The organism is Polaribacter tangerinus (genome assembly GCF_038024095.1).
GTDB lineage: Bacteria > Bacteroidota > Bacteroidia > Flavobacteriales > Flavobacteriaceae > Polaribacter > Polaribacter tangerinus.
This window is the reverse complement of the sequence record NZ_CP150668.1, coordinates 1,578,012-1,598,207: the sequence shown is the minus strand read 5'-3', so window position 1 is coordinate 1,598,207 and position 20,196 is coordinate 1,578,012. Positions and strand designations below refer to the sequence as shown.

The following is a 20,196-nucleotide window of genomic DNA, read 5'->3' as shown; positions in this document are numbered from 1 at the left end:
AAAATTCTCGTTTTTACAGAACTCTAATGTTAAGTTAATATTAAGCTTTAACAATAAATTATGAGTCTAATTATAAACAACAAATGGTACAATAAACTGTTTTATAGCATTTTAATGAATAAAAACACTATTCTTAAAAATAGTTACTTGTGTTAAATTAACAAAAAAAAATAGATTGGTAGTCGAGCCAACTACTTGTTTAATAATTTTTTTGCCAGTTCCTTACCTAATTCTACTCCAAATTGATCGTAACTATAAATATTCCATAAAATACCTTGTGTAAAAATTTTATGCTCGTACATAGCTACTAACTTCCCTAGAGATTTTGGTGTTAATTTTTTAAATAAAATTGCATTACTTGGTCTATTTCCTTCAAATACTTTGAAAGGTAAAAGGGTAGCAATTTTAGCTTCATCACCAGAAAATTTTAACTCTAAATGCACTTCTTCTTTTGTTTTACCAAAAGCTAAAGCATCCATTTGTGCGTAATAATTGGCCATTAATTTTTTATGATGATCTGTTAATCCGTACAAAGATTCTTCATAACCAATAAAATCTGCAGGAATTAACTTGGTTCCTTGGTGTACCAGCTGCATAAATGCATGTTGCATATTTGTTCCAGTGCTTCCCCAAACTATGGTTCCTGTTTGGTAGTTTACTGGGTTTCCGTTTCTATCTACTCCTTTTCCATTACTTTCCATAATGGCTTGTTGTAAATAATCTGGTAATTTTTTTAAATATTGCGTGTATGGTAAAACAGCTTCTGTTTCTGCTCCATAAAAATTATTATACCAAATGCTTAATAAAGCTAAAATTACTGGAATGTTTTTATCGAAATCGGTATTTCTATAATGTAAATCCATTTCTTCGGCACCGTCTAATAAAGCTCTGTAATTGTCGAACCCTACAGATAAACTAATAGACAACCCAACAGCAGACCAAAGTGAGAAACGACCACCAACCCAGTTCCACATTGGAAAAACATTTGCTTTATCGATTCCGAAATTATCTATTGCCTCTAAATTTGTAGAAACGGCAACAAAGTGCTTAGGAATATCAAAAATGGTCGCGGATTTTAAAAACCAATTTTTTATGGTTTCTGCATTGCTTATGGTTTCTTGTGTTGTAAATGTTTTAGATACAATAACAAATAATGTAGTTTCTGGATTCAGTTTTTTTATCACTTCAGATACATGGTCTCCATCTACATTCGAAACAAAATGTGTAGTTAAATGATTTTTATAAAATTGTAAAGACTCTACAATCATATCTGGTCCTAGGTCAGAACCTCCAATACCAATATTAACAATATCTGTAATTGGTTTTCCTGTGTACCCTTTCCATTTACCAGATATTACTTTGTTACTAAAGCTTCTTATTTTTCTTAAAGCTGTTTGTATTTGTGGTTTTACATTTTTACCAGCTACTAAAACAGGTGTTTCACTTGTGCTTCTTAACGCAGTATGAAGTACTTCTCTCCCTTCGGTTACATTAATAATTTCTCCTGTGAATTGTTTCTCTATAGCGTCTTTTAAATCTACTTCATTTGCTAATTCTACTAATAAAGAAAGTGTTTCTTTGGTAATTCTGTTTTTAGAAAAATCTACCAATAAATCATCAAACTCAATAGAAAAATCTTCCTTTCTATTTTCTTGTTTACACAGTTCTTTTATTTGAATATTTTTTTGCTCTTGAAAATGGTTCGAAAGCTTTTCCCAAGCTTTTGTTTGTGTAGGGTTCGTATTTTTTAAAGCCATTTTATAGTTTAATTTTTTCGGTTGCTTTTTTAATAGTTGCTGGTTTTTCTACCTGAATTTTGGCATGGTCTAATTGAAGTTTTAACGGTTTAATAAACGCTAAAAATGTAGGTTTTAGGCTTGCTTTTAAAGGCTCTGCTTCGGGTAATTTTGTTTTCGGACTTAAAGGATCTACTTGTCTGCCGTTTTTCCAAAAACGGTAACATACATGAGGCCCGCCAGTGTTACCAGTCATTCCAACGGTTCCAATAACATCTCCTTGCTTTACATAATCTCCTTTTTTTACCTTTCGCTTTCGCATGTGTAAATACTGCGTTTCGTAAGTGCCGTTATGTCTAATTTTTACATAATTACCATTTCCTCCTCTTCGTCGAGATTCCGTAACCGTACCGCTTGCTGTGGCAATAATTGGAGTACCTATATTTGCTGCAAAATCGGTCCCTTTATGTGGCTTTACACGATTTCCATAATACGCAATTTTTCTTTTTAAATTGTATCTTGAAGATATTCTATATTGAAACTTTATAGGTGATTTTAAAAACTGACTTCGAAGCATATTTCCCTTTTCATCATAATATTCGGGAATATTATTTATAGAATCTGCCACAAAACGAAAGGCATATAAATTTTGACCATTATGGTTAAACACTGCAGATTTAATATCGCCATAACCTGCAAACAAAGAATCTTTAATAAACTTTTCTTCAAAAACTACCTTAAAAGAATCACCTTTTTGAAGTTTACCAAAATCTAAAGTCCAAGCATAAATATCTGCAACTGCCCATGTTAAATTAGGCGACAGACCCAAGCTATCCATAGTATTTGAAAGATTCGAATATATTTTACCCTGTACTACTCTTTCTTGCTTTTTAATTGGCTGAACATACACGTGTGCCTTAACTATAGAATCTTTAAAATCTAATACCGTAGCATTTATTTTATCATTCTTATAAATAAAAACTTTTGCCTGCTCTAGAGAGTCTTTACTGGCCAATATAACGTAAGGCTTTCCGGCTCTAATTCTTCTAACATCAAAAATATCTTTTACTTCTGTAGCAATTTTATTTATGGTAGGATATGCTACGTGGTGCCTATCCATAATTTCTCCAAAACTTTCTCCACTTTTTATAGTATCTACAATAACTTTATAGTCTGCTACTTTATACCCATATTTATAAATAGGTTTTGGTATTATTTTTTTAGTAGATTTTGGTGTTTTATCGTCTTTTGAACAAGCAAAAAACGTAAATAAAAGTGAAAGTAAGTAGATTGTTTTTTTCAAAAATGAGGGCTTTTTAGTCTAACGCCCAAAAATACGAATAAATTTTATTTAATCTAGCTTAGTCTTAAGAAGTTCCTAAATCGGTTTCGTTAAAATTTAGCAAATGTATTTGCCAATCCTCTGTAGGTTTCTAACTCTGCTCTTAAAGAACCAACAGCTAAAGATGCACTTAATTTAATTGGTATTTTATTGGCATCATCAGTTATCCAGATTGTTACACTTTCTTGTGCTTTAAAAACCCTACCAGACTGAACTAACGGTCTAAAAACAAGGGTTTTAACATAACCAAATTTTGTTTTTAAAGTTTCTTTGCCTAAAAAACGTAGTTTAAAGGGATAAATTTGAGAATCTAAAAACATGTCTATGGCTATTTCATCTCCTTGCTGCATTTCTTTTACATTTTTATTTCTTAGATAGTAAAAAGAAGAGAGCATGTCTTGAACTTTAAAAAAAGGAACTGCTGTATCTTTTTGTTTTAAAAAATCTTGAACATATGCTTTGTTAGAGTTGTAATTAAAGGTAGTTATTCTATGTTTTTTATAGCCACCTTCGTCTATTTTCCTTTTAAATAAATAGGGTTTTACACTATCTTTATCAAAAAAACTCTCATATACATCGTCTACTTTAAAAAACCATTTTATCATTCCAGAAGTCCAACCAGATCCTTTAGAATAAAGTACTTTTTTACCGTTTAACTGCTTTTCTTTAACCTCTAAAGTTGCGGTACCTGCTCTTAAAAAACCACTATAGCTCATCTTATAGCGTAAATATTCTCCGCTTTTAAACGCTTTCTTATCGCTCTGACTAAAAAGAGAAAAAGATATCGATAAAAACAATAATAATAGTTGTAGACTTTTCATAGAATATCAAACTTATAAAAAAGGATTGACAATTACCATTCCAAAAAAGAAAAATGTTATTTATAAGATGCTTATAAATAACATTTAACGATTTTTTTAGAGTTTAAACTAGCTGTTTAATAAAATAGATTTACTAAAAAGTACCCCAGTTTTTTAGCTCCTCTTGACTCCATAAATACGGATAAAAAATTCTTCTTTGATATTTTGGATGCATATACTTTCTCCAACTACTGCCACCTGTTGCCTCTAAATCTTTCTCTTTGCCTCCTAAATATTTACCTGCGGCATTGTAGTGAGCCATTACCCATTTTACGTTTACAGTATAATCATAATGACGCATAGCTTTTACTAAACTCTCGTTTTGTTGAACTTCTAAAGGAAGTTCTTTAAACTTTTTTGAGAGATTAATATCATTATAATCTTCCATAAAATCGATAAACTCTCCAAGATATTTTTTCTCAAAAAGATGTAATAATGTCGATTTTTGTCCGGTAGTATAATTTTTACCTGCAGCCTGCCAATACAAATGATTATAAGCATTTCTAAAAGACGAGTTCTGGTCGATATTTTCTCTAAAACGAGCGTCTATTAGATTTATTAACTCGGTAGAGGCAAACTCAATTTTACGATATTGAGCACTTTGAAAACCACTTGCTGGTGTTAAGGTGTTTCTAAATTTTAAGTATTGTTCTTTTTCCATACCATCTGCCATTACAGAAAAAGAGTTACAAAGCATATCAAAATAATTGCTAATTCTGTGCAAATGCATTGCAAATTTATCTGCAGAAATAGCCGTAGATTTTGCCACTTGGTCTATTTCCCATAATACCATTTTAAACAACAACTCATTTACTTGATGATACATGATAAAAACCATTTCATCTGGCTGTGTAGTTCTGGGAGTTTGCAAACCAAGTAGTGCATCAGTTTGTATATAATCCCAATAGGTAATTGGCGTACTCCACAACAATCCTTCCAACATGGCATCTACCGGAACCCCTAAAGTTTCGTACTTTTTTTCTATCGCTCTTAATATTTCTTCTCTATTCATTTTAATAATGGTTGATGTAAAGCAAAAAACTAAATTACAAAAAACTAAAATCAGGATTTAAAAAATGTTCTTTTAATTCCTGATTTTAGTTTTTTTGTGGCTATCTTTTTAAAGGGTTCCTCTTTTTTCTTGTTCTCTTTCTATAGATTCAAACAAGGCTTTAAAGTTACCTGCGCCAAAACCTCTTGCTCCCATTCTTTGAATAATTTCAAAAAACAGTGTGGGTCTATCTTCTACGGGTTTGGTAAAAATTTGTAACAAATAGCCCTCTTCATCGGCATCTATCATTATGCCTAGTCTTTTTAATTTTTCAATATCTTCTTTTAATTCGTGGCTAAATTCTTCTAGCCTTCCGGGAACGGCCTTGTAATATTCGTCGGGTGGAGTCGATAAAAATTCTACTCCATTTGCCTTTAATTGTGTTACTGTTTTTAAAATATCGTCTGTAGCTACAGCTATATGTTGCACACCAGCACCCTCGTAAAAATCTAGATACTCTTCTATTTGAGAACGTTTTGCTGCCTTTGCAGGTTCGTTAATAGGAAACTTAATTCTACCATTTCCATTAGACATTACCTTACTCATTAAAGCAGAATATTCTGTATGAATTTGTTTGTCATCAAAAGATAAAAAGTTCTCAAAACCCATTACATCTTCGTACCATTTTACCCAAACATTCATTTGATTCCAACCCACATTACCTACCATATGATCTATATATTTTAGCCCTGCTGATGGCGGATTATAGTCTGACTCCCATTTTCTAAAACCAGGTAAAAATGTACCATTATAATTTTTACGTTCCACAAATAAATGAACCGTTTCGCCGTATGTATAAATTCCAGCTCTTACAACTTCTCCAAACTCATCTTTTTCTACAGTAGGTTTCATGTAAGGTTTTGCACCTCTAGAAGTGGTTTCTTCATATGCTTTTTTTGCATCTTCTACCCATAATGCTATAATTTTTACGCCATCGCCATGTTTTACTATATGGTTGTTTATTGGAGACTTGCTATTTAGTGGCGTAGTTAACATCAGCTTAATTTTGTCTTGTGTTAACACATAACTTACCGAGTCTTTTGAGCCTGTTTCTAAACCTTTATAGGCATGAGATTGAAAGCCAAAGGCTGTTTTGTAAAAATGTGCAGCTTGCTTTGCATTCCCAACATAAAACTCTACATAATCGGTACCTAAAAGAGGTAAAAAGTCTTGTGCTCCTTCAAATATTTTTTCTAAACCGTAGTTTACTGATTTTATTTCTTTTTTACTCATGAGTATTTGTATTTTAAAAAGAGAAACATCTAATAAAGAGATTATTGTTAGTAAACTCGAATCGCTCTATTAAAAAATGGTTTCCTCATTGTATCTGTATAATTTATTATTGTATAATGTACCTTCCTACAATAGTAGGATTTTTTTTCTGTGGATGGTAATTATATTATTCTAACCAAGATTTGTAATATTCTTGGTCGGCAATTTTCATTGCTTCCTCCGTAACTTGCAAAGGCTTAAAAGTATCTACCATTACTGCTAGCTCTTCGGTTGCTGTATGACCAATACTGCGTTCTGTAGCGCCAGGATGAGGGCCGTGAGGTATGCCTGCCGGATGCAAAGAAATATGACCTTGGTCGATATCATTTCTACTCATAAAATCTCCATCTACATAATACAAAACCTCATCAGAATCTATATTACTATGATTATATGGTGCTGGTATAGAGTTCGGGTGATAATCGTAAAGTCTTGGTACAAAACTACAAATTACAAAAGCGTTGGTTTCAAATGTTTGATGTACTGGTGGTGGTTGATGTATACGACCAGTTATTGGCTCAAAATCGTGTATAGAAAATGCATACGGATAATTATAACCATCATAACCAACTACATCAAAAGGATGAGAAGCATACGTCATTTCTATAATTTCGCCTTGTTTTTTAACTTTTATTAAAAAATCTCCGAGCTCTTTGTAAGTTTCTAGTTCGTAAGGTCTTCGAATATCTCTTTCACAAAAAGGAGCATGCTCTAAAAGTTGGCCAAAATAATTTCGATATCTTTTTGGTGTGTATACCGGAGAGTATGATTCTATAATAAACAGACGATTGTTTTCATCATCAAAATCTAATTTATAAATAATTCCTCTAGGAATTACCAAATAATCTCCATATTTAAAATCTATATTTCCAAGATGAGTTCTTAACTTTCCAGATCCTTTGTGAATGAAAATTACTTCATCGGCATCGGTATTTTTATAAAAATAATCTTTTGTAGCATTTTTAGGTGCCGCTAAAATAATATTACAGTCTGTATTTGTTAGTACAATTTTTCTACTGTTTAAATAGTCATTTTCTGGTGGTACTTGAAATCCGCGAAAGCGGTAAGATTGAATATTATTTGCCTTTGCAATTTTTGGTTTTACAGAATACTGCTTTCCAATATTTTTAACCATAGTTGGCCTGTATTCGTGATATGAATTGGTAGACATCCCATCAAAACCAATAGTACCAAAGAGTTGCTCGTAGTACAAGCTACCATCTTTTTTACGAAATTGGGTGTGTCTTTTAGGAGGAATTTCTCCGAGTTTATGATAAAAAGGCATAAGTAATAGTAATTTTTTAGATTGACAATTGATAAGAAACCTTGCTAAAAAAAGCTAATTATCGTTTTATAAAAATGTGTATTTGGACTAAAAAATCACTCAGGATTTCTTTTAATTAAGAATTTTAAAAAAATAAGAAGTTCTAAATACATTTCAATCGATTTCGCTATTTACACAAATATACTAAAAGAGTTTTAGAATATTGCAAATAAACAAAAACCCGAAACTTTTTAGTTTCGGGTTTTAATATTTTAAATTATTTTTTACGCTGTTGGTAAACGTTCGTCTATCATTTTTAATGGCATGTCTCCCATTAAATCGAAAATATCTAAAATGCTTCTTACAGTATCTTCTTCTTCTACTTGCTCCGATACAAACCATTGTAAAAATACTTCTGAAGCAAAATCATCTACACTTCTTGCTTTCTTAAAGCACTTATAAATAGATTGTGTTACGTGTATTTCTTGGTCTAAAGAGGTTTCAAAAATAGCTCTTAAGCTCTCAAATTCATTATTTACAACAGGTACTGCAGGTGATATTGCTGCACCACCAGCTTCATTTATAAACTCGAAAATTTTCATTGCGTGCCCTCTTTCTTCCTCTGCTTGTTTGTAAAAAAATGCTTTGCTATTTACCAACTCTCTTTGGTCGCACCAAGATGCCATTGCTAAATAAGCTGCAGATGCATGCATTTCTAATGCTATTTGTTCATTTAACAAATCCATAACTTCTGTATGAATTGTCATTTGTCTTCTAATGGCTGTTTTCATGATTGTAGGTATTTTTAACAAAGATACTCGAAAAAAAGGAGGAATTTGAAGGGATAAAAAAATTTAAAAGTAGTCTAAATAAAACAAACGCTGTTTAAAAGTCTGAAAAACAAAATAGTAATTCTTCTTTTAAATCTATTAATGTAGGAATGTCTAAAAAAACCAAATGTTTTTTATCTGCAATAAATAATAGTACAAAATTATCTTGAGCTATTATTGCTTCTAAATTTTGGGGAACTGTAAGTGTATGTACCTTGTTTCTAAGTTGCAATAATTGAGGAAAAGAGAGTGTTATTAGTTTTTCTCCTATTTTTAATTGATAATTACAAAACGTATGTTTTGTAATTTGAATATTAAAAGTAATAGTTGACATCATTTCCATGCCACAAAAATAATGATTATTAAGAATAAATAAAAATAATATGTATAAAACTGATAAATAGTTTTTTTTAAGCACTCAAATAAACAAAAAACCCCTTTTAAAAAAGGGGTTTTAAATTATTCAATTTTTTTAACAACTGCTTTTGGGGCCTCTTTTCTAGTGCCATCAAAACCATCTACACCTCCAACAGTAGTGTACTTCATTACATATTTTTTATCAGGAAAAATACGTTGATATGCACTTTGACACATTAAAGTTGCTTCATGAAAACCACATAAAATTAATTTTAATTTCCCAGGATACGTATTTACATCACCAATGGCGTAAATACCTGGAATATTGGTTTGATAGTCTAGTGCATTATTTACTTTTATAGCATTTTTTTCTATTTCTAAACCCCAATTTGCTATGGGGCCGAGTTTTGGAGAAAGGCCGAATAAAGGGATAAAATGATCGGTTTCTATAGTAAATTCTTCACTTCCGTTGTGCACAACCGAAACCCCAGTAACTTTATCTATACCTATAATTCCTTTAACTTCTGCAGGAGTAATTAAATTAATTTTGCCTTCATTTTTTAATTCTTGTACTTTTTCAACAGAGTCTAAAGCACCTCTAAATTCGTTTCTTCTGTGTATTAAAGTAACAGAAGAAGCAACGTCTGTAAGAAATATAGACCAATCTAATGCCGAATCTCCACCACCAGAAATAACTACTTTTTTATTTCGATAAAATTCTGGGTCTCTAATAATGTACTCGACGCCGTTATCTTCGAAATTGGCAATATTTGGTATGGGTGGCTTTCTTGGCTCAAAAGAACCCAATCCGCCAGCTATAGCAACTATTTTTGCATGATGTTTTGTACCTTTATTGGTAGTTACAATAAATGTTTCATCAGCTTGTTTTTCTATAGTTTCTGCACGCTCGCCTAGCGTAAAACCAGGCTCGAACTGTTTTATTTGCTCCATTAATTTATCGGTTAAATCGCCTGCTAAAATTTCTGGATATGCGGGTATATCATAAATTGGTTTTTTAGGATAAATTTCCGAACACTGACCACCCGGCTGTGGTAGAGCATCTATTAAATGACAGCGAAGTTTTAATAAACCAGCTTCAAAAACGGTAAATAATCCTGTGGGTCCAGCACCAATAATTAAAATATCTGTGGTAATCATTTTTACTTATTTATGTAGACCTCACAAAATTATTTCTTTCGATTAGAGATAAAATTGTGAGGTCTTAAGATTTGTTATTCGTGGCTCTACAAAGCATATTTTCTTTCTAGAATACCATCAAAAATAGTGTGTTTACATGCATATAAAGCTGATTTTTATCAGTTTATGCTACATTTATTACTTCTGTAATTTGTGGTGCATACTTTTTTATTGTTGCTTCTACACCATTCTTTAAAGTCATTTGGTTTACAGAACATCCTGTACAAGCTCCCTCTAGTTGCACTTTTACTACAGAATTTTCTACGGATAAAAGCCTGATGTTTCCGCCATCACTCATTAAAAATGGACGAATTTCTTCTAGTGCTTTTTCTACATTATTTATTGTTTCTTCTGCTGTCATAATTTATTTTTTAACTGCACTACAACCGCTCATAGTTGTAATTCTAACTACTTCTGTGGGTGGTAAATTTTCATTTCGCTTTAACAATTCAGAAAGCATTTCTTTTGTTATATCTTGAAAAGCAGCTTCTAAAACTGTTCCGTTTTGCAAAGCTACTGGATGACCAACATCACCAGACTCTCTAATACTTTGTACCAATGGTACTTCACCTAAAAATTTGGTATGAATATCTGATGCTAAATTCTTAGCACCATCTTTTCCAAATATATAATATTTATTGTTAGGCAATTCTTCTGGAGTAAAAAATGCCATATTTTCTACAATGCCTAAAACAGGTACCTTAATATTTTCTTGTTGAAACATTGCTACTCCTTTTTTAGCATCTGCTAAAGCAATATTTTGTGGTGTACTAATTACTACTGCACCACTTATTGGCAATGCTTGTACTATAGACAAATGAACATCTCCTGTACCTGGTGGTAAATCTAACAGTAAAAAGTCTAACTCGCCCCAATCTGCATCAAAAATAAGCTGATTTAATGCTTTTGAAGCCATTGGGCCTCTCCAAATTACGGCTTGATCTGGATTGGTAAAAAAACCTAAAGACAATAATTTTACTCCGTAATTTTCTACAGGCTTCATCTTAGAACGACCCTCAACATTTACAGACAAAGGTTTTGCTTTTTCTACATCAAACATAATATGCTGTGAAGGTCCGTAAATATCTGCATCTAAAACACCTACTCGAAAGCCCATTTTTGCTAATGTAATAGCAGTGTTTGCTGTTATTGTAGATTTTCCAACTCCACCTTTACCAGAAGCAATGGCAATAATATTTTTAATATTCGGAATTTCTTTACCTCGAATTTGGTTCGGATTCTCTTTTTGCGCTGGCTTAACAACTGTTACGTTTACTTTTACGGTTAAAGCGGTGTTTATTTGAGCTTTTATAGCTTTAGAAATTTCTGACTCAATTTTTTTCTTTGCTTGCAAAGTAGGATTTTGAATAGCAACATCTACCTCTACCTCGTCTCCAAAAACTACTACATTAGTTACATTCTTATTTTCTATTAAACTCTTTCCTTCGCCCGGAGCAGTAATAGTTTCTAATGCAGTATATATATCTTTTTTTGTAAAACTCATGCTCTATAAAGTGTCTTTTAAAAGTATATTTTTAATACACTTTTTATAAATAATAACTAGTTAATAATTAACTACAAAGATAAGGCTTAGAATTTATAAAATAAAGAGTATAGATTTTGTTTATCTATTTCACTATAATTATAAATAATATGCCATAAAGGGCTCTTCAAACAAAAAAGAATAAAAATTTATGTTAAAATTAATTTTTTTTATAATAAATTACGATTTTTTACAAAAATGATTTGTCGATAGTGTATACTTTTGTATCAAATAACTAATTCCCCAATTATGAAAAATTTTAACACAGCGATTTTCGCTACCGTGCTATTTTTAGCAACATCCGTAAATTTCTACAGTCAAAGATTGGCAAACGTAGATGCAAACTCAAAAAGAACTTACAGAAAAGCAACACCCAAGCCAAGTTTTAAAACTTGTTTAGAAGAGGGTACTTATAGCTATAAGTTAGGTTCAGATGAAATAACTGTCTCTATTAAAGACGGTATTTACACAGAGTATCATCCGAACAATGAGTTTATAAAAGCTAAGATAGAGTGGAACTCAGAGCATGAGTACTCCCTTACTATTTTAGAAATTAAAAAAAGAAACCTACCTTTTGAACGTGGTTTAAAGTTAAATACTAAAATCACAAGAATTAAAGGAAACAGGTTTTATTACAAGTCTATATTAGACGGTAAATCTTGGACTGGAAAGTTCGAGAAAATTGATGACGATCATATCGTAAAATAAAGTTAGGAATAAGTATCTAAAAAGTCCAATATTAATTTATTGGACTTTTTTTTATGCGAATACGTTGCTTTTAAATTTGTGAAGAATACTTTACTTAAATAGGTTGATTTTGAAAGTAAGTAAAAAATAACTACTCAAATTAATATAATTCATTTAAAGGATTCCAAAATAATGCCTCAAAATTTTGAATTTGATTATCAACCACAACTACTCCCTCATTCTCCAACAATTGTTGCATTAAATTTGTTCCCTCAAAATGATGCTTCCCAGTAAGTAACCCTTTTCTGTTTACAACTCTATGAGCAGGTACGGGTTTCTTTTGATGATGTGAATTATTCATAGCCCAACCAACCATTCGCGCAGACCTAGCGGCTCCTAAATAGGTTGCAATTGCGCCATAACTAGTAACTCTACCAAAAGGTATTAAACGAGCTACATCATATACTTTTTCGAAAAAATTGTCGGTTTCTTTCACTGTTTAAAGATAGTACGTTTTAATTTTAAATCAAAGATTTCTTAATAATCTTAAAAAATGACTTCTTTATATAATGACAGTAAATGGAAAAGATTAATACTTCAATCGAAATTGAATATAAGTAATAGGTTTATCTACAGCTAAATACTGATTTTCGTAAAAAGTTTGTGTTTCGGTAACCTCTTTAGGCGAACCTTCGTTCTTATACACATTGTGGTTGGCATTTATAACTTCGTGCCCTTCTCCGTGTAATAAACCGAGAGTATAACCATGCATAAATTCGCTATCAGTTTTTAAATTTACCACTCCTGTTTCAGATAAAATTTGATGATATTTCTTTAAAAAAGAACTATTAGTCATTCTATGCTTTGTGCGCTTGTATTTTATTTGAGGATCGGGAAAAGTAATCCAGATTTCAGAAACCTCATTTTCTGCAAAAATAAAATCTACAAGCTCAATTTGAGTTCTAACAAAAGCTACATTTGGTAAATTTTCTTCTAAAGCAGTTTTTGCACCACGCCAAAAACGAGCACCTTTAATATCGATGCCTATATAATTTATAGTAGGATTTTTTCTTGCTAGAGCAATTGTATATTCACCCTTACCACAGCCTAACTCTACAACAATAGGATTGTTGTTCTTAAAAAAAGAATGCCATTTGCCTTTGTAAGAAAAGTTAGTAACTACCTCTTCTCTAGTCGGCTGAATGACATTTTTGAACGTTTCATTTTCATGAAAACGTTTTAATTTATTTTTACTTCCCAAAGTGTCTGTTTATGCTCTGTCTTCTGTTCCTTCATTTTTAAACTTGAAAGACTCCTTCATCCAATAAGCAAATAAAACTAATAGAATAGCTAAAAAACCCCAATTTGGTGCGTTAGAAATCCACCAGCCTAAATCTGCAGTAGCAACGGTAAGACGTAACCAATTAAAAGGAAGAAATAAAAGGTCTGTAAATAAACGACCAATCCACTCAAAAATATTGCTTAATATCATAACTTATTTATCTTTACAGTGCAAAAATAATAAAAGAAACAATGCTAGCCAATTTTTTAAGCAAATCTAAACCAATCAATTTCATTATTCTTTTAAGCTTATTTTTCGTTCTATTTACAACGGTTTCCTACACATTATTGTTTTCTAACGGTTTCGAGTTTACAGCTTTTTTTAAATTTGCAACGTATCTGTGTCTTTTTTTAGTCATTTTTTTCTTATTTAATTTTATAGTATCTAAAAATAAGTTAACAGCAGATAACTTTTATGGATACTACATTTTTACTCTTATTATAAGTTGCTTTTTAATGGTGATTTTAACCTTTAAAGCAATGGCAATTTTTATAATATATCTATTATTTTGCAGGAGAATATATAGTTTAAAATCGACAAAAAATATACTTCAAAAGCTTTTTGATAGTGGTTTTTGGCTTGGAATTTTATTTGTTATTGAACCTTTTACAGCCATTTTAGGAGCGCTTATATATATGGCAGTATTTTTAAATCATCAAATTATACTTAATACTATTTTAACTCCTATTATTGGCTTTATTGTTCCTTTGTTCCTTTTATTTACTTACACTTTATTTATTGACAAACCTTATATTTTTAACAACCTTTTTTACTTTAACTCTTTTGAAAATTTCTATTTATTTTCTGAAAACGGACTTTTTGGGATATTATCATTTCTTTTAACAACGACTATAATTTCTCTTTTTTTAAAATCTCCTAAGGTATTTTTAGTAAATAATTCTTTTCGAAAAAACTGGATTTTACTGCTTACAAACTTTTGCATCGCTTTTATCTACGCTTTACTTATTCCTGTAAAAAATGGTTCGGAATTATTGTTTTTATTGTTTCCTATAAGTATTATAATTGCGAATGGCATAGCAGTAATTAAATATAAAATTGTTAAAAATATATTTTTATTATTGCTACTATTGGGAGCTGTATTTTTTACTTTGTTATAATTTACCTCCAAAGGCTAAATCGCCAGCGTCTCCTAAACCTGGCACTATATAGCCATTGTCGTCTAACTTTTTATCTATAGCAGCTATCCATAAATGAGTGTTTTCTGGAAAATGTTGTTTTATAAAATTAATTCCTTCACTAGACCCAATTACTGCAACTATATGCAATTCTTTTGGGTTGCCTTGTTTTTTTATAGCCTCATAAACAGCTACTAAACTTTGGCCTGTTGCCAACATAGGGTCTGCTAATAAAAGTGTTTTATTCTCTATAGAAGGAGCTGCAAAATAATCTACTTTAATTTCAAAATCTTTGGTATTATTTGGGTAATGTCTGTATGCAGAAATAAAAGCATTTTCTGCATCATCAAAATAATTTAGCAATCCTTGATGTAAAGGTAAACCCGCTCTTAAAACAGCACACAAAACAACATTATTACTAAGTTTTTGACTGTTTTTTACGCCTAAAGGTGTGGCAATTGTTGTATTAGAATAGTGCAAACTCTTACTTAATTCATAGCCTAAAACTTCTCCAATTCTTTCTATATTTCTTCGAAATCTTAACGCATCTTTTTGAATATGTACATCTCTAATTTCTGCTATAAATTTGTGTAAAATAGAATTATTTTCTGAAAGGTGATGAATTGTCATTTTGTTAAGAATTTTTTCAAACTTACAAAAAAAGAAAGCTTAGTTTTAAAAAATAAAACTAAGCTTTAGAAATTATTAAAAAGTATTCTTTAAAAATTGTACCCAAATCTAACAGATAAATCGGATAAAAAACCACCTGAAAAATTTGAATCATTAGAAGCAAAACCATACCCAAAACCTATTCTTAAATCAAAATAAAAATTAGTACCTAAATCTCTACGAATAACTCAAGAAGATATAGTTCTAAAAACGTTTGCAAAATCTGCATTGTCTGTATTTGAAATTATAAACCAATCAGGATTGTAAGTAGTTTTTAAACTTAAAAAATTAGCACTATTTCTTTTTATAGATTTCCCTTTTTTTGCTCTTTTCTTAAAATTATAATACCAACGTGGCTCTAAAGATATTGATGGTATAAAATAATATTGAGATTTTGGGGAATCAAAATCGCTGTAAGAGTATTCACCATCTAAACCAATTTCTGTTCTTAAAGCAAACTCATTATTTGGTTTTGTTTCGTTATACCCCCAAACACCTAATAAACCAGTTTGTACACCATACATAGAGTTTTCTACACTATGCTTTTTTGGTTCTTGCGAAAAAGAAAAAAATAAAATAAAATTGTTGCGAAGAGTGTACATGCTATTTGTTTCATAATTTATTTTTTAAAATAGTTTGTAAGAAAATTTCAAACCAATTGAAGGTGACATAATACCTGTATTATTCTCTAAATTTCTAAGGACACCCAAACCAACATGAAAATTAAACAACCAATAACCACCCAACGAACGCTGTAAACCCCAGTGCACTTCTGTTAATAAGGAATTCTGTAAGGGAATAAAATCTTCGCTTGGAGAAAATCTTCTTGTAAAATATTTTGTTTGTAAAGCAAAATAGTTACCAGCATTATTTATATTATTTTTATTTTTTTTAACTCTTTTTTCCCTGTTGTAATAATATTTCATTTCGCCTTTAAAATAAAAAGCTAAATTAGAATTGAATTGCCAAACATAACCATTATCAGCATCAACACCACCACCAACACCAACTCCTACATCTAATAACCAATTTTCGCTTATTGGCAATTCATAAGAGGCACCTACACCTAATAAATTATATTCTAATTTAAATTGATTTTGTAATTCTTCTTGTTGACTAAATATATTTATAGTAGTAAATATAAGTAAATATGTTATTTTTTTCATAATCTTAATATTGAACTTTAAATTTTGAACCACCCCAAACACCTTTATAATATGCACCTGATTCTATTTCTATATCTACAGAGTTTACAACATCTATTCTAAATTTAAACTTAACACCTATACTATTTTTTGTAGAGTTTGTAACACTGTAGTGTTTTGACTTAAATACAACTGAAAAGTCATCTATTTTAAAATTTTGAGGTACGTCAAAATCTCTTGCAGCAACTGCAAGTTTACTTACAGTAGTTTTTTCACCAAATAAACTAAAAGCAACTGGTTTAGCTTCCATAGTTTTAGGATTTACATATACTATAATAATTGCACCTGTCTCACCTTTATCTAACTTAATCTTTTTACCTGCTAAAGTTTCATGAGCTAGCTTTATTATATCAGTGTTGCTTAGATTGTATTTTAAAGAGAGTACATTTATTGTAACAGCCTTATTAACCTTTGTGCCAAAAAAATTTTTTAAATTAAAATCTATATCAATTAAAGGTGTCTTTTGGACTATTTGAGGTGTTATTAAGTTTAAGCTGTTTGAAGCTAAATTTAATAAATTATCTGGATTTGGCAAATGCGTAGTTACAGTATTGGTATTAAAATCATACTCGTTAGAAACATAAGTTATAGTATTGTCTGGTTTTGACAAAAAGAACGTATAAATTTTATTAAAAACTTTAACAGTATCTTCCCAATCTATAGCAAAATCAAAACCTCTTTTTTCAGTTTTAGTATTTAATATAACTTTTTTATTCAATAAATAAACTTCATCAGCACTTCTATCAGAAAACCAGCCAAACCATGTATTGTTTTTAAATTTAGCTTGTGCATATACATCTTGGAAGAAATAATAATCTGCTGCCTCAAAAATAGTTCTTAATTTTTTATCATCATTAAAAAAATATTCACAAACATAAGATCTTCCAAATATATTATCTATCCAACCAGATTTACTATTTACACATTCACTATAATTTGATGTGTCTGGTATTCTTATACCACCACCCACTGTACTTGTTCCACCAGAAACTGAACCACCTCCACCACATCCATAGAATTCTGAAGGCAATATTAACTCACTTGAGATAGTTGCATTTAGATCGCATTCATCTGCTTGTTCTACATTAAAATCTAATAAATTATTTCTATCTGGTGTATATAAAAAAACATCAGAATTAGATTTAAATAGATTATTTGAACTCTTTTTAGTATAAGTTTCAAATAAAGCTCTCTTTTTAATATGTGCAATTAATAAGCCTTTACTTGTGTATTTATAAATAGAATCGCCAACTTGTACCTCTCCATCTTCACTTAAAATAGTAGCAAAATTATCGTTATTTATAATATTTTCATTTAAATTACTATTTTTTTTGCTTTTGTACAATAAAAAGTTTTCGATTTTCTTTTTCTTATAGTACTCAATTTCTTCTTTAGTTGCAATACTTACTAATTCCATTGGAAAGAAACCTTTATTATAAAAACTTTTTATTAACTCTAATTCAAATTTTTCTCCTGATTTTAAGTTGTCATAAAGGTTTTTTAAACTCTTTGAACTATTAATAATTAAATTATTATTTTCAATATCATAGCTAATTTTATTTTGTAAATTATTTTCCAAATTAATGCTAGTTTCATATTCTTGGAGATTACATGAAACTAGTACAATAAACAATAAACAATTTTACAAATTTTTCTCATATTTTCAATTTTTTAAGATTTTTTTTACAAAAGTATTTAAATTTTGAAAACTCACAATCTTTTTTTCTTTTTTTTAAAAAATAAAAAAATGCATATATTGCTACCATAAATTAATCAACCAAAAAACAACGAGTTTCAATAATAATATATTGGAGCTCTTTTTTTATGGCTATACCCATAATTATTAGCAACTTTGCAATTTCTTATTTACACTTAAAATATGAACCAAAGAACGTTGGCAATCATTGCCGTATCAATTGCCACACTCATTTACGGTGTTACCTATACCATTGCAAAAGATGTAATGCCAAACTACGTAAAACCTTATGGGTTTATACTTATTAGAGTGCTTGGAGCTACTGCAATATTTTGGTGCTTAGGAATGTTTATAAAAGCAAAAAAAGTAGCCAAAGAAGATTATAAAAGAATTTTACTTGCTGCTTTTTTCGGAGTAGGATTAAATATGCTCACTTTTTTTAAAGGATTAAGTTATACCACACCAATCAGCGCCTCTGTAATGATGGTTACGTCGCCAATTTTAGTGCTTATTTTTTCGAGCATATTAATTCGTAAATCTATCGGAAAACAAAGAATTTCAGGAGTTTTTATTGGTCTTTTAGGTACCCTTTTACTCATAACTTATGGCAGCAACTCTACAGAAACCGGTACAAATAGTACATTGGGCAATTTTTTAGTTTTTGTAAATGCTGCATCCTATGCACTATATTTAGTATTGGCAAAAAATTTAATTCATAAATACCATCCAATAGTTTTTATTAAATGGTTTTACTTGTTTGGTTTGCTTTTTGTATTACCAGTTGGCTACCAGGAATTTACAGAAATAAACTGGCAAACAATACCTGTAAGCATTTACTGGAATATAGGTTTTGTGGTGGTTTTTACTACTTGTATAACCTATCTTTTTAATTTGTACGGTTTGTCTAAACTAAAACCAACAACCGTAAGTGTTTTTATATATTTACAGCCTGTTATAGCCTCTATTTATGCATTAATTGTTGGTAGCGACTCATTAAACTTAGTAAAAATTAGCGCAACAATTCTCATTTTTTTTGGTGTATATTTAGTTACCAAACAAGTAAAAAAATAATGTAGTTTACAACTATTACAAATAAAAACTATCTTTGCTACTCAATAAAACAAACACGCATTTTTTATGATTCAATCTATGACTGGTTATGGTAAAGCAATTTTACAATTACCAACCAAAAAAGTTACCATAGAAATTAAATCTTTAAATAGTAAAAATCTCGATTTAAACGTTCGCATACCCTCTTATTATAAAGAAAAAGAATTAGCAGTTCGTAAAAAGTTAGCTAGTGCTTTGGTGCGTGGCAAAGTAGATTTTTCAATTTTTGTAGAAATGACTGCCGATGAAACTTCGGCAAGCATCAATCATTTAGCTGTAAAAGAATATATGCAGCAACTTAGAAATGTGGTTCAAACAGGTAGTTCAGATGACGTTGAATTACTAAAAATGGCAGTAAGAATGCCAGATGCACTTAAAACTGTTCGTGAAGAATTGGATGAAAATGAGTGGAACATCATCAATAAAAACATAGATATTGCTATTGAAGAAATAGTGCAATATAGAATAGATGAAGCCGCTTCTTTAGAAATTGATTTTAAAGAAAGAATAGCAAATATAAAAACGTATTTAGAAGAGGTAAAAGCATTGGACGGAGATAGGATAGAAAATGTAAAAATTCGTTTAAAAAAAGCTATTGACGATTTAAAGGTAGAAACAGATCAAAATAGGTTTGAACAAGAATTAATTTATTACCTAGAAAAGCTAGATATAAATGAAGAAAAAGTGCGATTGGCTAACCATTTAGACTATTTTCTAGAAACTTTAGCCTCTAAAGATTCTAATGGTAAAAAGCTAGGTTTTATAGTACAAGAAATAGGTAGAGAAATTAACACCACAGGTTCTAAAGCAAATTTTGCACCAATGCAAAAGGCCGTTATTCAAATGAAAAATGAACTTGAACAAATAAAAGAGCAAATTCTTAACGTTTTATAGATATT

At 30.2% G+C, this 20,196-nt stretch carries 22 protein-coding genes; 4 read left to right on the top strand and 18 right to left on the bottom strand.

Annotated elements, in window-relative coordinates; all coding sequences use genetic code 11:
- Positions 1–191: 191 nt before the first annotated feature.
- The 11 genes from pgi to WHD54_RS07005 all read right to left on the bottom strand — a co-directional run bounded on the left by pgi (position 192) and on the right by WHD54_RS07005 (position 11,413).
- A complete protein-coding gene (pgi, locus tag WHD54_RS07055) occupies positions 192–1,757 on the bottom strand; it encodes a glucose-6-phosphate isomerase (RefSeq protein ID WP_088324613.1) in 1,566 nt (521 codons plus the stop codon).
- A 1-nt stretch (position 1,758) separates the two neighbouring features.
- Positions 1,759–3,039: a peptidoglycan DD-metalloendopeptidase family protein gene (locus WHD54_RS07050; RefSeq protein WP_088324614.1), complete on the bottom strand. Its 1,281-nt coding sequence runs from the start codon at positions 3,037–3,039 to the stop codon at positions 1,759–1,761.
- Positions 3,040–3,128: 89 nt separating this feature from the next.
- Positions 3,129–3,899 carry a DUF3108 domain-containing protein gene (locus tag WHD54_RS07045; RefSeq protein WP_088324615.1) on the bottom strand — a complete coding sequence of 257 codons (771 nt, stop codon included), beginning with the start codon at positions 3,897–3,899 and terminating at the stop codon, positions 3,129–3,131.
- Between the two features lie 133 nt (positions 3,900–4,032).
- Positions 4,033–4,950: a tryptophan 2,3-dioxygenase family protein gene (locus WHD54_RS07040; RefSeq protein ID WP_088324616.1), complete on the bottom strand. Its 918-nt coding sequence runs from the start codon at positions 4,948–4,950 to the stop codon at positions 4,033–4,035.
- Positions 4,951–5,058: 108 nt separating this feature from the next.
- On the bottom strand, positions 5,059–6,222 hold the full coding sequence (gene hppD / locus WHD54_RS07035) for a 4-hydroxyphenylpyruvate dioxygenase (protein ID WP_088324617.1): 1,164 nt from the start codon (positions 6,220–6,222) through the stop codon (positions 5,059–5,061).
- 166 nt (positions 6,223–6,388) lie between these two features.
- The gene (locus WHD54_RS07030; RefSeq protein ID WP_088324618.1) at positions 6,389–7,546 is read right to left on the bottom strand and encodes a homogentisate 1,2-dioxygenase; all 1,158 of its coding nucleotides are present in this window, start codon (positions 7,544–7,546) and stop codon (positions 6,389–6,391) included.
- Between the two features lie 263 nt (positions 7,547–7,809).
- On the bottom strand, positions 7,810–8,316 hold the full coding sequence (locus WHD54_RS07025) for a ferritin (protein WP_088324619.1): 507 nt from the start codon (positions 8,314–8,316) through the stop codon (positions 7,810–7,812).
- 94 nt (positions 8,317–8,410) lie between these two features.
- Complete coding sequence (locus WHD54_RS07020) at positions 8,411–8,692, bottom strand: hypothetical protein (RefSeq protein ID WP_233131015.1); 282 nt, start codon at positions 8,690–8,692, stop codon at positions 8,411–8,413.
- A 122-nt stretch (positions 8,693–8,814) separates the two neighbouring features.
- Positions 8,815–9,870, bottom strand: a complete 1,056-nt coding sequence (locus WHD54_RS07015) for an NAD(P)/FAD-dependent oxidoreductase (RefSeq protein WP_088324621.1) — start codon at positions 9,868–9,870, stop codon at positions 8,815–8,817.
- Positions 9,871–10,033: 163 nt separating this feature from the next.
- On the bottom strand, positions 10,034–10,270 hold the full coding sequence (locus WHD54_RS07010) for a NifU family protein (protein ID WP_088324622.1): 237 nt from the start codon (positions 10,268–10,270) through the stop codon (positions 10,034–10,036).
- 3 nt (positions 10,271–10,273) lie between these two features.
- Positions 10,274–11,413, bottom strand: coding sequence for an Mrp/NBP35 family ATP-binding protein (locus tag WHD54_RS07005; RefSeq protein WP_088324623.1), 1,140 nt, complete (start codon positions 11,411–11,413; stop codon positions 10,274–10,276).
- A 288-nt stretch (positions 11,414–11,701) separates the two neighbouring features.
- Between WHD54_RS07005 and WHD54_RS07000 the strand changes: the two genes are divergently transcribed.
- Entirely contained in the window at positions 11,702–12,160 is a 459-nt protein-coding gene (locus tag WHD54_RS07000; RefSeq protein WP_088324624.1) for a hypothetical protein, read from the top strand.
- 139 nt (positions 12,161–12,299) lie between these two features.
- Here the strand turns inward: WHD54_RS07000 and WHD54_RS06995 are convergent, their stop codons facing one another.
- The 3 genes from WHD54_RS06995 to WHD54_RS06985 all read right to left on the bottom strand — a co-directional run bounded on the left by WHD54_RS06995 (position 12,300) and on the right by WHD54_RS06985 (position 13,631).
- Positions 12,300–12,635: an MGMT family protein gene (locus WHD54_RS06995; RefSeq protein WP_088324625.1), complete on the bottom strand. Its 336-nt coding sequence runs from the start codon at positions 12,633–12,635 to the stop codon at positions 12,300–12,302.
- 93 nt (positions 12,636–12,728) lie between these two features.
- Positions 12,729–13,400 carry a tRNA (guanosine(46)-N7)-methyltransferase TrmB gene (gene trmB / locus WHD54_RS06990; RefSeq protein WP_088324626.1) on the bottom strand — a complete coding sequence of 224 codons (672 nt, stop codon included), beginning with the start codon at positions 13,398–13,400 and terminating at the stop codon, positions 12,729–12,731.
- Between the two features lie 9 nt (positions 13,401–13,409).
- Entirely contained in the window at positions 13,410–13,631 is a 222-nt protein-coding gene (locus WHD54_RS06985; RefSeq protein ID WP_088324627.1) for a DUF6341 family protein, read from the bottom strand.
- Between the two features lie 329 nt (positions 13,632–13,960).
- On the opposite strand from WHD54_RS06985, the gene WHD54_RS06980 reads away from it, so the two are divergent.
- Positions 13,961–14,599, top strand: coding sequence for a hypothetical protein (locus WHD54_RS06980; protein WP_143744275.1), 639 nt, complete (start codon positions 13,961–13,963; stop codon positions 14,597–14,599).
- Here WHD54_RS06980 and upp read toward each other — a convergent pair.
- From upp to WHD54_RS06960, 4 genes are all read right to left on the bottom strand, one after another.
- Positions 14,594–15,247, bottom strand: a complete 654-nt coding sequence (gene upp, locus WHD54_RS06975) for a uracil phosphoribosyltransferase (RefSeq protein WP_088324629.1) — start codon at positions 15,245–15,247, stop codon at positions 14,594–14,596. The genes WHD54_RS06980 and upp overlap by 6 nt on opposite strands.
- Before the next feature lie 227 nt (positions 15,248–15,474).
- Positions 15,475–15,888 carry a hypothetical protein gene (locus tag WHD54_RS06970; RefSeq protein ID WP_088324630.1) on the bottom strand — a complete coding sequence of 138 codons (414 nt, stop codon included), beginning with the start codon at positions 15,886–15,888 and terminating at the stop codon, positions 15,475–15,477.
- A gap of 24 nt (positions 15,889–15,912) precedes the next feature.
- Positions 15,913–16,452 carry a hypothetical protein gene (locus WHD54_RS06965; RefSeq protein WP_088324631.1) on the bottom strand — a complete coding sequence of 180 codons (540 nt, stop codon included), beginning with the start codon at positions 16,450–16,452 and terminating at the stop codon, positions 15,913–15,915.
- Positions 16,453–16,456: 4 nt separating this feature from the next.
- Positions 16,457–18,070 carry a hypothetical protein gene (locus WHD54_RS06960; RefSeq protein WP_143744276.1) on the bottom strand — a complete coding sequence of 538 codons (1,614 nt, stop codon included), beginning with the start codon at positions 18,068–18,070 and terminating at the stop codon, positions 16,457–16,459.
- A gap of 300 nt (positions 18,071–18,370) precedes the next feature.
- Between WHD54_RS06960 and WHD54_RS06955 the strand changes: the two genes are divergently transcribed.
- Both WHD54_RS06955 and WHD54_RS06950 read left to right on the top strand, forming a co-directional pair.
- Positions 18,371–19,258 (top strand): DMT family transporter, encoded by an 888-nt coding sequence (locus WHD54_RS06955; RefSeq protein WP_088324633.1) that lies wholly within the window; start codon positions 18,371–18,373, stop codon positions 19,256–19,258.
- Positions 19,259–19,336: 78 nt separating this feature from the next.
- Entirely contained in the window at positions 19,337–20,191 is an 855-nt protein-coding gene (locus tag WHD54_RS06950) for a YicC family protein (protein WP_088324652.1), read from the top strand.
- The last annotated feature ends 5 nt before the right edge of the window (positions 20,192–20,196 follow it).

Bases quoted from the DNA above. Each gene is read 5' to 3' on its own strand.
- upp (WP_088324629.1), bottom strand. From the start codon at position 15,247: ATGACAATTCATCACCTTTCAGAAAATAATTCTATTTTACACAAATTT.
- WHD54_RS06980 (WP_143744275.1), top strand. From the start codon at position 13,961: ATGGCAATTTTTATAATATATCTATTATTTTGCAGGAGAATATATAGT.
- hppD (WP_088324617.1), bottom strand. From the start codon at position 6,222: ATGAGTAAAAAAGAAATAAAATCAGTAAACTACGGTTTAGAAAAAATA.
- WHD54_RS07005 (WP_088324623.1), bottom strand. From the start codon at position 11,413: ATGAGTTTTACAAAAAAAGATATATATACTGCATTAGAAACTATTACT.
- WHD54_RS06950 (WP_088324652.1), top strand. From the start codon at position 19,337: ATGACTGGTTATGGTAAAGCAATTTTACAATTACCAACCAAAAAAGTT.
- WHD54_RS07010 (WP_088324622.1), bottom strand. From the start codon at position 10,270: ATGACAGCAGAAGAAACAATAAATAATGTAGAAAAAGCACTAGAAGAA.
- pgi (WP_088324613.1), bottom strand. From the start codon at position 1,757: ATGGCTTTAAAAAATACGAACCCTACACAAACAAAAGCTTGGGAAAAG.
- WHD54_RS07015 (WP_088324621.1), bottom strand. From the start codon at position 9,870: ATGATTACCACAGATATTTTAATTATTGGTGCTGGACCCACAGGATTA.
- WHD54_RS06985 (WP_088324627.1), bottom strand. From the start codon at position 13,631: ATGATATTAAGCAATATTTTTGAGTGGATTGGTCGTTTATTTACAGAC.
- WHD54_RS06965 (WP_088324631.1), bottom strand. From the start codon at position 16,452: ATGAAAAAAATAACATATTTACTTATATTTACTACTATAAATATATTT.
- WHD54_RS07025 (WP_088324619.1), bottom strand. From the start codon at position 8,316: ATGAAAACAGCCATTAGAAGACAAATGACAATTCATACAGAAGTTATG.
- WHD54_RS07045 (WP_088324615.1), bottom strand. From the start codon at position 3,899: ATGAAAAGTCTACAACTATTATTATTGTTTTTATCGATATCTTTTTCT.
- WHD54_RS06970 (WP_088324630.1), bottom strand. From the start codon at position 15,888: ATGTACACTCTTCGCAACAATTTTATTTTATTTTTTTCTTTTTCGCAA.
- WHD54_RS07000 (WP_088324624.1), top strand. From the start codon at position 11,702: ATGAAAAATTTTAACACAGCGATTTTCGCTACCGTGCTATTTTTAGCA.
- WHD54_RS07040 (WP_088324616.1), bottom strand. From the start codon at position 4,950: ATGAATAGAGAAGAAATATTAAGAGCGATAGAAAAAAAGTACGAAACT.
- WHD54_RS07020 (WP_233131015.1), bottom strand. From the start codon at position 8,692: ATGATGTCAACTATTACTTTTAATATTCAAATTACAAAACATACGTTT.
- WHD54_RS06955 (WP_088324633.1), top strand. From the start codon at position 18,371: ATGAACCAAAGAACGTTGGCAATCATTGCCGTATCAATTGCCACACTC.
- WHD54_RS07030 (WP_088324618.1), bottom strand. From the start codon at position 7,546: ATGCCTTTTTATCATAAACTCGGAGAAATTCCTCCTAAAAGACACACC.